Genomic DNA, 12,211 nt, shown 5'->3' on the forward strand with positions numbered 1-12,211 from the left:
CTCAGGGGCATCTTTCACCGCCTTTCCGCCCCCTGCTTCGTCACTTTTGCTTGACGTACCCCCGGTACGCCTTCACAAAAGTTCCTTGCATGGAACGAAAATTCGGCAAAATCTGCTCCCCTCGGAGTATTCAGACACGCCCTAGGGTAACGACTAAATACGTTATGTCTCCTCCGCGTTCCATATGATATTCTATAATAACGACACAATTTTATCGGGGGGAAAAGCTGGCGTGGATTTTCGTATGGAGTATCTATCGTTTTTTGTCATCCTGACCGACGGGGACGGAGATGATTCGTCCGGCAGACGGTTCAAACATTATCAGACGCTGGATGGCGTCGATTACGAGCAAAGCGAGATCAAAAATTTTTTGGATGAGGAATTCAAACGAATCGTGAAACGCAAGGTGGAACGCAACCCGAACAGCGCCGGAGCGCCGACGAAGATCGGACGATTTATGGTGGAACCGGGATACGAGCTTGGAAGCAATCAGAACTACAATCTGTTCCAGCGGCTCCGCGACGCCGATACGCGAGAAAGGTTCATTGGCATTGCCGACGAGCTCGTGCGCATCTATATGGATACGAGCGCGGTGCGCGGCGGCGCCTTCGTCATCGCCCGCGCCAAGCTGAATACCTATTTCGACGAGCCGTTTTTGTTTTTGTTGAAATGCGATTTCGAGCCCAAGATCGCCCGGATCTCCGACGAACGCAGTTTGATTTCCCATGTGGAGATGGCGATCAGCGCCAGGAGCATCAAGTCGATCCAATATCCTCATATGCCGGAGGAGGGTTCGCTCGATCAGTGGGAGCTTAAAATTCATCAAGCCTCGCATGCGCGTTATTTCGAGGATTTCTTGAAATATGTATCTTACGAGAAACCGCTGCCTGAAGTCATAGGCGATCAGGTGGTAGAGATGGTCCATCAATATATTGCGGACAAATGGCAGGAGGAGACAAGCTCCGAACGCAGCGAGGAAGAAAATGCGGTTGAAGTGTGGGCGGCAAGCGAGAAGCGGGAGCTGCAAGAATGGTGGTCGCAAGAGCAGGTCGAGACGGCAGCCGCCGCGCTGGTGGAGCAGAAGCCGGATCTTCCGTTTAGCTTCAAGCTGGGCGGCGTAACGGTAAAAGGATTGTTGTCCGACTTCGGAAATTCGCTTCGCTTCGCCAAACATAACGGCCGATACATTGCGGTCATCGAAGGAGACTTTTTCCAATTCGAGAAGGGAATGTCGCCCGTCGAGCTGTTGCAGCCGATGGAGCTTGTCGACGTCATCCCCCTCATCGGCACGAAGGTGGAACAGCAGGAGGACGCAACCGGCCGCTATAACGAATCAGAAGCAGCGGCTGGCAGCGAAGACGACGTTCCCTGGTAAAGAGTTAAGGGATTGGCTAGGTATGCCGACCCGTTTTGCGGGCAAGGATGATAGGTAGACGATCAAACCCTGGGGAGACGGTCCTTGACCGTCTTACCAGGGTTTGCTTGTTCCAACTAACCTTTTGAAGGGAGTCCTTTCATGATTATTAATCTTGCCGCATTCGCCTTGTTGCTTATATGTACGGCTTTTTTCGTCGCGGCGGAATTCGCAATCGTACGGATGCGCCCCAGCCGGGTTGCGCAGATGGTGGATGAAGGCGTCAAAAACGCCAAGTCCGTTCACCATGTGACGTCGCATCTCGACGGCTATCTGTCCGCATGCCAGCTCGGCATTACGGTCACGGCCCTTGGATTAGGCTGGCTTGGCGAACCTACAGTGGAGAAGCTTCTGCATCCTCTTTTCCATACGCTTGGAATTGAAGGCAAGGGGCTTGCGGTACTTTCCTTTCTGATCTCGTTTCTACTTGTCACTTATCTGCATGTCGTCCTGGGCGAGCTTGCTCCCAAGACCGTCGCCATCATCCAGCCTGAGCGGATCAGCTCATGGACGGCGCCTGTTCTGATCGGATTCCACCGCGTAGCGTATCCCTTCATCTGGCTGCTTAACGGCTCTGCTAATGGATTGGTCCGACTGCTTGGCTTACGTCCAGCCAGCGAGCATGAGGCGCACTCCGAGGAGGAGATTCGCCATATTTTATCCGAGAGCTTCGAAAGCGGCAAAATCAATAGCAACGAATTTGGTTATGTAAACCGAATCTTCGACTTCGACGAAAGGCTTGCCCGCGAAATCATGGTACCTAGAACGGATATGGTATGTTTGTTCGTCGGTCAGGATCGCGAAGAGCATGCTGCCATCATTCGGCGAGAACAATATACCCGATATCCGGTGGCGGACGGAGATAAAGATACGATTATCGGTATCCTAAATACAAAACATCTGTTTATCCACGATTACGGGGAGGTAAAGCCCAGCCTCCGTGAGCTGCTGCAGCCAACGATGTCCGTGCCCGATGTTATGCCTGTCAGCAAGCTGATGGGGCTGATGCAGATGAATCGGGTACATATGGCTATTCTTCTGGACGAATACGGCGGCACTTCCGGATTGCTTACGATGGAGGATATCGTCGAAGAAATCGTTGGAGAAATTCGGGACGAATTCGACGAGGACGAGACCGTTGAGATTGAAAGGCTGGAGAGTCGTCATTATCTGGTTGATGGCAAAGCGTTAATTAATGAGGTTAATGATGCAGTTGGCATTGGGTTGCCTGTCGATGAAGCGGATACGATTGGCGGTTGGATCTATCGGCAGCAGCCGGCGTTGTCCGAGGGCGAGGTATGGCGTTATCACTCGACGCGATTCATTATTCGGGAGCGGGACGAACACCGCATTCGCAAAATCGAAATTTTCGCCGACGATGCGGAAAGTGAAATGAGCGAGTATGGACATGCATAGCTAAAAAACAACTAAAAATTAATAATCTCAAATTAAAGATTCTTAGCTTGCATTTTATTCATTTGAGTGGTAAAGTGATAACAAGGTTACCGAAGGGGAGGAATCGAAATGCGCAATAATACAAGAGGTTCATTAATCTGGTTGCGATTATTGCGTTTTTCGAACCACAGTAACCAGTTTTCTAACGAATTTTTAAAAAGATTTGATCTAACAACAGCGCAGTTTGATGTACTTATACAAATTAAAGTATATCAGCCGCTTACGCAAATGGAGTTAGCAGAAAAAGTAACCGTCACACAAGGTGGTATTTCCCGCATGCTTGCACGTCTTGAGAAAGAAAAATATATTGTTCGCAAGCAAGATTGGAAAACGAAAACGATTCGTTTAACCGAGAAGGGTGAAGCGATTGTGGAAAAAGCAATGCCAGCTCAGCTTGCGCTGCAATCTTCCTTTTTTGAGGATGTATTAAATGAGGAGGAAATGAAAACATTATATTCACTGATTACACGCGTGCATAAACATAGCCTAATTAAAAAAATACCGCCCGAGTAGTTTTTTTAAAGTGTCACTTGATTAATCAAGCGAAAAAATGGAGGAGGAATTATTATGTATAAAATCCCCGGACATCATCATATCTCGATGATCACAAAAAATGCTCAGACTAATAATCGTTTTTATCAACATGTGTTGGGTTTACGAAGAGTTAAAAAGACGGTCAATCAAGATGATCCATCCATGTATCATTTGTTTTACGGAGATTTAACGGGAAGCGCAGGCACGGAGTTATCCTTTTTCGAAATGCCTATGGTTGGAAGAACCGTTCGCGGGACAAACGCAATTACTCAAATCGGTTTATTGGTACCGTCCATAGAAAGTCTGGCATATTGGAAAAATCGTTTTGATCATTTTAGTGTCAAGCATGGAGAAGTGACCATGTATGCAGGTCGAGCGGCACTTCCGTTTGAGGACTCAGAAGGGCTGCGGCTTATTTTACTAAACAATAATGGCGAAGAGATACCCGATTTCTGGTCGCCTTGGGAAGATTCTGCCGTTGAGCAAGACCATCGCATTTTAGGAATGGGTACAGTGGAATTGACAGTGCGTTCTTTGGAAAAAACGGCGAGAACTTTAAGGGATATGTTTGGATATATAGAAGTGTCGCACTCGGATCGTGAAACCATATATCAGTCTGTTGCAGGACAAGCATTTGGTGAAATTGTTGTAAAGCAAGAAGATGGGCCGAGTGAAAAGCCTGGTCGAGGAAGTATTCATCATTTGGCGATTCGGGTGAAAAACGAGGTAGAGCTCAGTTATTGGGACAAAGCGGTAAAAGAACGCGGCTTTCATTCGTCAGGTATCGTCGATCGTTTTTACTTCCAAAGCTTATATTTCCGTGATTCGAATGGCATTTTATTTGAAATCGCAACAGACGGACCTGGGTTTACGATAGATTCTCCTGTTGAAGCGTTAGGAAAAGAATTGGATTTACCGCCATTTCTAGAAGCGAGACGTCAAGAAATCGAAGCCAATTTAAAGCCAATTGATTAAAAGGAGAGGACGATCATGGAACAATATCGCATTGATACAAAAAAAGGTTTGGAATTTGGTTTATATTCGATTGGCGATCATGTACTAAATCCCGTAACAGGGAGCCAGATTAGCGCCGAACAACGAATCCATGAATTAATTGAGGCAAGCAAGCTAGCCGATGAAGCGGGTTTAGATGTATTTGCCGTTGGCGAAAGTCATCAATTGCATTTTACTACCCAGGCGCATACAGTCATTTTGGGAGCTATAGCTCAAGCGACAAAAAATATTAAAATTGCGAGTTCTGCAACAGTGCTGAGTACGTCTGATCCCGTACGTGTATATGAAGATTTCGCAACGCTCGATTTAATCTCAAAAGGCAGAGCCGAAATTGTTGCTGGCCGTGGCTCACGCGTCGGGGCATATAGCTTGCTTGGCTATGATGTACGCGATTATGAAGAATTATTTGAAGAAAAGATGGATCTTCTAATCCAATTAAATGCCGAAGAAAAGGTGACCTGGAAGGGAGAATTCCGTGCACCGCTGGAAAATGCGACGATTCTTCCACAACCTCGAAACGGTCATATGCCGATTTGGCGAGCTGTAGGCGGCCCTCCGGCAAGCGCCATTAAAGCCGGCTATTCTGGCGTACCTATGATGTTGACGACATTAGGCGGCCCCGCTATTAGTTTTAAAGCCTCTGTGGATGCGTATCGTGAGACCGCAGAGCGTAGCGGGTTTGATCCATCGACACTGCCAATTGCGACAACCAGCTTATTTTATGCAGCAGAAAATTCTCAGGATGCACTACGTGAATATTATCCATTTATTAATTCAGGCATGCAGGCATTACGCGGCGGCGGTTATCCAAAGCAACAGTTCGCACAAGCCATTGATTATCGGGATGCGTTAATGATTGGAAGTCCGCAGCAAATTATCGAAAAAATGTTATATCAATACGAGCTTTACGGTCAACAACGATTCATGGCCCAAATTGATTTTGGCGGCGTGCCGTTTGATAAAATCGCAAAAAACATCGAGCTGATTGCAACTGAGATCTTGCCGGCAATCAGGAAGCATACAGCCCAAAAGTAAGGAGGGGAAGAGACCATGAATATCGTAGGAATAGCAGGATCAAATGTTGGATCTAAAACAAGAACCGCGATCGATTATACCCTTAAGAGGGCACGGGATAAATATCCGGATGCAACGATAACATTACTTGACCTTGCAGAATATAAAATGGTCTTTAGCGATGGACGTAATTACTGGGAATATGAGGGCGACACTAAATATGTGACAGAAACAATAATGGCTGCGGATGCCATCATTATAGGCACGCCTACGTTTCAAGCTTCTATTCCGGCCACCTTAAAAAATATTTTCGATTTGTTGCCGGTTAACGCTTTTCGGGATAAAGTGGTAAGTATGCTTGTAACCGCAGGAACAGCCAAACATTATTTGATGGCCGAGCAACAGTTAAAGCCGATTTTAGCTTATATGAAGGCGCATATTGTACCGACTTATGTATTTATAGAAGATAAGGATTACCTTAGAAAAGAAATTGTAAATGACGATATTCTTTTCCGATTGGATCGACTCGTAGAAGATACCGTAGTTCTGGTTGATGCTTATGCAGCGATTCGACAAGCAAAAGATGCGGAATATGATTTTTAACGAACAACTCATTCGCAAAAATCTTATCCACGCGAACAATCGCGGCTCCTCGGTGCAACTGCCGGCTGCCGCGATTGTTTTGTGTTCTGGCGTATAAACCTGTGTGGCAAGGCTAGCCGTTATTTCTCTTCGCGCAGAATCTTGCGATCGAAGATGAACGGGCCGAATGGAACGACGGACGCGATACATGCGGCGCCGAGCTTAAGGATCGTCCAGCGGTAACGGATGGCTGCCCAGACGGCAGCGACCAGATAGAGCACAAACAAGCCCCCGTGCAGCGCGCCGACCACAGCTACAGCCTCCGGAATATCCGCCCAGTATTTGAGAGGCATGGCGACAAGCAGCAGGACGAGGAACGAGGTGCCCTCGAGCAATCCGACAAAACGAAGTCGGCCGATTGCGGTATTATTCATTCAAAATAACCTCCGGATGCAGAAATAGTGTTAAAGGTTGTGAACTCGCACTATTAAGTCTAGACAGGAGCAATGCCTGTCCATAGCAATTGTACGATTTCTTCGGCGGCTTGTCCCGAAGTTCTCAGATCGTTCACAATTTCCGTCCGATTGCGAACTGTCATCATGGCCACGAACGCATGGGAGAGCAGCAGGGGATCGCTTCGGTTCATCTCGCCGTCATCCATTGCCTTGGCGAACAATCGCTCCAGAAGCCGGTGAATATCCGCTTCACGCTCTCGCACGGAACGGATTTGCTCCTCCGAGAGATCGGCCGAAGCTTCCCGCATCATCGTCTCGAAGTCGACATGTTGATTGCGCATATGGCGCCTCGCGACCTCTTGGAGCCGTTCTTTCAGCGTGCCAGGACCTTCGATGACGGCAGCAGTCTGGTCATGCGCCATCTTGAGGACGAACAGCAGCGCCTCGGTAAAGATGACGGATTTATTGGCGAAATAATAATAAACGCTCGCTTTGGTAACGCCGCATGCCTGCGCAACCGTCTCCAGCGACACTTTCTCGTAGCCATGTTCCATGAAAAGGAAGGAAGCGGTGCGCAGCAGCAGCGCCATTGTCTGCGGAGACTCGCTCGCTTTGGGACGTCCCGGCTTTCTCTTGATTTTGTCCGACTTCAATGTCGTGTACCTCCTGTAGATACCCGTTCAACGAATGTTAACAAATTGCTCATTGATTAATTAACCTTTGGGTATATATAATAATGTCATCAAGTTCATTTTACCACGAGTTGCCGTCCGAACCAAAGTCATAACATCGTTCGGGATCGAACAAGGAGGAGTAATGCACATGCTGGAGAAAATGGGGGCCTGGTTCGCCGGGCCGCGATCACGCTGGGTGACGCTTCTGGTCTGGATTGCCATTGCCGCAATCTTGACGCTGACGTTGCCGGCGGTAGGGGACAAAGAGATTAACAATGCGCCGAACCTGCCTGCCGACAGTCCATCGGTCATCGCGGACGAACTTATTCGTACGCACTTTCCGAATGAATCGGGATTGCCGGCTTTGCTGGTCTGGAACAGAGCTGGCGGACTGACGGAACAAGATTATGCCGCCATGCAGGCTTTAACCGCGGAGCTTGCCGAATCCCCTCTGGAAGGGCAAGAGGCAATCATCCCCCTTCACGAGATGCCGGCACCTGCGTTAAAGGGGATTTCATCGGAGGACGGGACTACACTCGTGTTGCCTGTCACCTTTGAAACTTATCTGGAGACGGATATCGTAAAAGAAAATCTGCATGCGATTCAAGAGAAAATTGAAGCTTTGACAGGCGGATTGCCTTTCGAGGCTGCCATTGATTCGGGTTCGGAGCTCAGCGTCCGTATAAGCGGGCCGGCAGGAATTAGCGTTGACGCTACCGGCTTGTTCGAAAATGCGGACTTCGTGCTGATGGTAGCGACAGTATTGCTTGTCCTGGTGCTGCTGCTGCTCATCTACCGCTCGCCCATCCTTGCCATTATTCCGCTTGTCGGCGTCGGGTTCGCTTATGCCGTAACAAGTCCCATCCTCGGCTGGATGGCCGGAGAAGGCTGGATTACGGTGGATGGACAAGCGATCGCCATTATGACGGTGCTGCTGTTCGGCGCAGGCACAGACTATTGCCTCTTTTTCATCACCCGCTTTCGTCAAGAGTTAACCCGGGAAGGCAACCGGATGTCGGCGCTCCGCCGCTCCTATAAAAATGCGACCGGAGCGATTGCGATGAGCGGCTTCACGGTTGTTCTGTCGCTGTTCGCATTATTGTTCGCACAATACGGTGCCGTCCATCGATTCGCGGTTCCGTTTAGCCTTTCGATTTTCATCATGATGATTGCAAGTCTTACGCTTGTACCTGCGCTTTTATCCATTATCGGCCGCGCATCGTTTTATCCGTTCATCCCGCGTACGGAGGAAGAGGCCAAAGCTCGTGCCGCTGCAAAGGGAAAATCGTATGTTCGCCGGGATCCGGAGCGGAAGCTTGGCGCGAGGATCGGCAATCTTGTCGTTCGCAAGCCATGGACCGTTGCGCTCGTAAGTACGCTGTTGCTAGCAACGCTTGCTTCCTTTGCGCTGCCGGTCAAATACACGTACGATCTGCTGTCTACGTTCCCCGAAGATACGCCATCCGTTGAAGGCTTTAAAGTCATCTCCGAGGCATATACGCCGGGCGAACTGGCACCTGTTACCGTTGTCGTTCGTTCGGAAGGAGGAGCGCCTGCCGCCGTCGCGGAGAAGCTGTCGCAGCATCCTCTGGTCGATCACGTAGGCGAACCTGAGGTCAGCACCACTGACACTACGCTCACGGCGTATTCCGTTGTTTATCGTATGAATCCTTACAATCAAGCGGCAATGAATGCAATTCCGGAGCTTAAGGAAGCTGCTGTTGCAGCGCTTGCCGAAGCAGGGACGGCCGATGCGGCCAGCAACGTCTGGATCGGCGGGCAGACGGCCGAGCAGCATGATTCCCAGCAAGTTACGGTGAGAGACAACCAATTGATCATCCCGATCGTAATCGGTCTAATCGTAGTTTTGTTATTGGCTTATCTGCGCTCCATTACGGCAACGATCTATCTTGTCGCCACGGTCTTGCTCTCTTATGCCGCTGCACTTGGTCTGGGCTGGCTGATCCTGCACGAGCTTATGGGAATCGAGGCGATACAGGGCTCCATTCCGCTGTACGCGTTCGTATTCTTGATCGCCCTGGGGGAAGACTACAATATCTTTATGATCTCGAGCATCTGGCAGAAACGCAAGTCCATGCCTCTGCGTCAGGCAATTAAGGAAGGCGTTGCGGAGACGGGCGGCGTAATTACGTCAGCTGGCCTGATCCTCGCCGCCACATTCGCGGTGCTAGCTACGCTGCCTATCCAGGTGCTTGTCCAATTCGGCTTGATTACCGCCATTGGCGTACTGATGGATACGTTTATCGTACGTCCGTTCCTGGTGCCGGCCATAACTTCGATTCTGGGCAAACGGGCGTTCTGGCCAGGCAAGGCGGAGGAAGCAGGCGTTAAGATGAAAGAAGCAGGACGTTAATCGGCTTGTAACGCTATAAATTTGTAAAGGCTGCATAACTTGCCCTTATTAATAAGGAAGGTTAGGCAGCCTTTTCAATTTGCCTGCGGAATGCAACATTTTACCATTCTTGTTCGTTGTATAGTGGAATGGTATTCATAATAGGGTACAAGCAAGGGGGACACAATGAAAAAAAGAGTACATTTGGGAATTTCCATGCTCCTCGCCATCATTATTCTGGCTTCCAGTCTCGCATTGCCGCCAAAGCCGGTTTATGCGTGCAGCTGCGCCATATCGGATTCCGTGTCGGAGGCGCTGAACCGCAATGATGCCGTATTCGACGGTACGGTTGTTGCCAGCCATACGCCGCGGAAGTGGTTCAGCTTCAGTCAATCGTCGGCCGATCCAGTCACATGGACGTTCGAAGCCCATGAAGTATGGAAGGGAAAGGTTGCTCCCCGAATTACAGTGACCTCTGCGCAGAGCAGCGCAAGTTGCGGCTTCGAGTTCCGAGAGGGACAGCGATATATCGTGTACGCGAGAGGGACGGGGGACTCGCTGGAGGTCAGCTTGTGCAGCCGGACGACATTGACGTCAGCCGGCGGCTCCGATCTGGCAGAGCTCGGCAGCGGTTCGATTCCTCCAAAGCCTTCATCGGGAGTGGATGGAGCGGGAGCATTCGGTATTAGTCAAGTGATGATCCTGCTCGGACTTATCGTGGTATTAGCAGCAGCTATCTACGCAGGGTTGCGTATCAAGCGGCAAAAGTAATTAAATCAAGAAAATCGCGACTAGCGTTGTTACAGCCAGACCAATCAATACAGGCTTCAAATTGCGGCGTGCCAGCTCGAAAGGGCTGACGCCGCAAATCGCTGCGGCAGGAATGAGCGCCCAAGGAATGATAGTCCCTCCGCCGACCCAGATAGCCGCGACTTGCCCGAGCGCGGTCAACGTGGCAACGCCCGAACCAAGTGCGTGACCGAACAGCGCAGCCACGGAGCCGGCAAGCGATATTCCGGAAAATCCCGAACCGTCAAGTCCTGTGATAGCCCCTACAACAGTCAATGTGATTGCGCCGACCGTACCGTTCAAAGGAACTTCCCCTGCAAGCGCGACTCCTAGATCGTTGACAATACCGGCAGATGCCTCAGGAAGCTTCTCGCCGAACAAAGAGAAAAAGCCGGCGTCGCCCAGATAAAAGAACGCCGCGATTGGAATAACGGGTCCGAAAACGCGAAAGCCGAATACAAAACCTTCGATCAAATAACCCGTAGTTTTCTCCAGCCCTTTGCCCCGATGCGCCAACATGGTAATGACAAGCATAATCAGAATCGACGTGCCGCCAATGAGCGCCGTTGCATCGCCTCCCTGCAGATTAAGCAAGAACATCGCGACTACATTAAGCGCGAACAGGAGCGGGATGATCACCGCAAGCCACCGCCTCGTAACCAGCGACAACAATTCGCGGTCAACCGCTTCATTGCTGTTTTCGCCAGAACCGCTTGTATCCACAGACGCAATTAAGCCATCATTCCAGCGACCCAGACGTTGATCGCGACGCATCATCCAGAAAGCGGTCACCGTCGTTACGACGCCCATGACGATAACCAGCGGAATGCTCGCAAGCATCACTTCGTCGACATGAATGCCTGCAGCGCCGGCTGTCAGCCCGGGAGCGCCTTGTATAATGTAGTCGCCGGACAACGCGATGCCATGACCGAACAAGTTCATCGCCACCGCAGCACCAAGGGCAGGCAAACCTACTCTCATCGCGACGGGCAACAGGACAGCTCCGATTAACGCCACCGCCGGAGACGGCCAGAAAAATAACGATACGGTGAACATGATGATGCCGATGCCCCAGAAGGCGAGTGTTGGCGTTTTCAAGAATCGTGTGAACGGAGCAATCATAATTTCATTAATCCCGGTTCGAATGAGAATCCGGCTTAATGCAACGATCACGGATATGATGAGAATCGTACCGAGCAATTCCTTAATGGCATAAATAAAGCTGTTGAAAATACCGCTCACGGAACCGTCGATCGACACCGTCGCCAATATGCCGATGCCAAGTATGCCCGCTATGCAGACGAGCGTAGTATCCTTGCGCATCAGCATAAAGCCGATGATCGCAACGATAAAGGCCAAATAGACCCAATGCAGTGCTGTCAGTTCGATAACCATGCCTCTTCATCCTCCCGACGAATTGCGACAGCCTGCAGGCGCTGCCGTAGTGTACAGTATGCAGACGGGAGGGTAGGCGTTCATCCAATCAACGCCAGTCGTTCCTTGCTGGACGCGGCCTCTCCTTTTGAGAAGCAACCATTGTTGCGCAGGCGATGACAGCTGTGCTATTCTACATAGCAGACAGCTCCGGATGTAAGGAAAGGAAGGGATATACATATGTTGCAGATCGTTATTATCGACGCGTCGATGACTCATTCCAAAGAAGATGGTTTTGTAGGCAGGGTGCAATTTAGCGTAGAGGGCCACGACAACGAATATGAGATTGCCTTGCAAAGCAAACGCGGCTCGGATTGGGGGTACGGGTTGTTTTTCTTGCACAATTCGGGTAACGAGGAGCAGCTTCTGGCGCTGGAGGACGAATTGGAAGAGGATGACGAGCTGTTCGATTACCTGATTCAAACGGCAAAGAGCAAGCTGGAAGCATAACGAAAACGAAGAAACCTCTGCATGCCGGGAACGGCGGATTGCC

The 12,211-nt window shown here is 50.1% G+C and carries 12 protein-coding genes; 9 read left to right on the forward strand and 3 right to left on the reverse strand.

What is annotated here, in order from left to right:
* Nucleotides 1-232 precede the first annotated feature (232 nt).
* From KJW29_RS08380 to KJW29_RS08405, 6 genes are all read left to right on the forward strand, one after another.
* A complete protein-coding gene (locus tag KJW29_RS08380) occupies nt 233-1,375 on the forward strand; it encodes a DUF3900 domain-containing protein (RefSeq protein ID WP_246608645.1) in 1,143 nt (380 codons plus the stop codon).
* Between the two features lie 141 nt (nt 1,376-1,516).
* Nucleotides 1,517-2,830 carry a hemolysin family protein gene (locus tag KJW29_RS08385; RefSeq protein ID WP_214629414.1) on the forward strand — a complete coding sequence of 438 codons (1,314 nt, stop codon included), beginning with the start codon at nt 1,517-1,519 and terminating at the stop codon, nt 2,828-2,830.
* Between the two features lie 108 nt (nt 2,831-2,938).
* Nucleotides 2,939-3,382, forward strand: a complete 444-nt coding sequence (locus tag KJW29_RS08390) for a MarR family winged helix-turn-helix transcriptional regulator (protein ID WP_214629415.1) — start codon at nt 2,939-2,941, stop codon at nt 3,380-3,382.
* 54 nt (nt 3,383-3,436) lie between these two features.
* The gene (locus tag KJW29_RS08395) at nt 3,437-4,378 is read left to right on the forward strand and encodes a ring-cleaving dioxygenase (RefSeq protein WP_214629416.1); all 942 of its coding nucleotides are present in this window, start codon (nt 3,437-3,439) and stop codon (nt 4,376-4,378) included.
* Between the two features lie 15 nt (nt 4,379-4,393).
* Entirely contained in the window at nt 4,394-5,452 is a 1,059-nt protein-coding gene (locus KJW29_RS08400; RefSeq protein WP_214629417.1) for an LLM class flavin-dependent oxidoreductase, read from the forward strand.
* 15 nt (nt 5,453-5,467) lie between these two features.
* Nucleotides 5,468-6,034, forward strand: coding sequence for an NADPH-dependent FMN reductase (locus KJW29_RS08405; protein WP_214629418.1), 567 nt, complete (start codon nt 5,468-5,470; stop codon nt 6,032-6,034).
* 119 nt (nt 6,035-6,153) lie between these two features.
* Here the strand turns inward: KJW29_RS08405 and KJW29_RS08410 are convergent, their stop codons facing one another.
* Both KJW29_RS08410 and KJW29_RS08415 read right to left on the reverse strand, forming a co-directional pair.
* A complete protein-coding gene (locus tag KJW29_RS08410; RefSeq protein ID WP_214629419.1) occupies nt 6,154-6,447 on the reverse strand; it encodes a DUF3817 domain-containing protein in 294 nt (97 codons plus the stop codon).
* A 59-nt stretch (nt 6,448-6,506) separates the two neighbouring features.
* Nucleotides 6,507-7,121 (reverse strand): TetR/AcrR family transcriptional regulator, encoded by a 615-nt coding sequence (locus KJW29_RS08415; RefSeq protein ID WP_214629420.1) that lies wholly within the window; start codon nt 7,119-7,121, stop codon nt 6,507-6,509.
* Between the two features lie 163 nt (nt 7,122-7,284).
* Here KJW29_RS08415 and KJW29_RS08420 point away from each other — a divergent pair, with 163 nt between their 5' ends.
* Together KJW29_RS08420 and KJW29_RS08425 are read left to right on the forward strand one after the other, a co-directional pair.
* A complete protein-coding gene (locus KJW29_RS08420; RefSeq protein ID WP_214629421.1) occupies nt 7,285-9,516 on the forward strand; it encodes an MMPL family transporter in 2,232 nt (743 codons plus the stop codon).
* A gap of 165 nt (nt 9,517-9,681) precedes the next feature.
* The gene (locus KJW29_RS08425; RefSeq protein ID WP_214629422.1) at nt 9,682-10,266 is read left to right on the forward strand and encodes a hypothetical protein; all 585 of its coding nucleotides are present in this window, start codon (nt 9,682-9,684) and stop codon (nt 10,264-10,266) included.
* Here the strand turns inward: KJW29_RS08425 and KJW29_RS08430 are convergent, their stop codons facing one another.
* Nucleotides 10,267-11,679 carry a hypothetical protein gene (locus KJW29_RS08430; RefSeq protein ID WP_214629423.1) on the reverse strand — a complete coding sequence of 471 codons (1,413 nt, stop codon included), beginning with the start codon at nt 11,677-11,679 and terminating at the stop codon, nt 10,267-10,269. It abuts the gene before it with no gap.
* 219 nt (nt 11,680-11,898) lie between these two features.
* Between KJW29_RS08430 and KJW29_RS08435 the strand changes: the two genes are divergently transcribed.
* Nucleotides 11,899-12,168 (forward strand): hypothetical protein, encoded by a 270-nt coding sequence (locus tag KJW29_RS08435; RefSeq protein ID WP_246608646.1) that lies wholly within the window; start codon nt 11,899-11,901, stop codon nt 12,166-12,168.
* Nucleotides 12,169-12,211: the final 43 nt, after the last annotated feature.

The organism is Paenibacillus agaridevorans (assembly GCF_018604145.1).
Classification (GTDB): domain Bacteria; phylum Bacillota; class Bacilli; order Paenibacillales; family Paenibacillaceae; genus Pristimantibacillus; species Pristimantibacillus agaridevorans.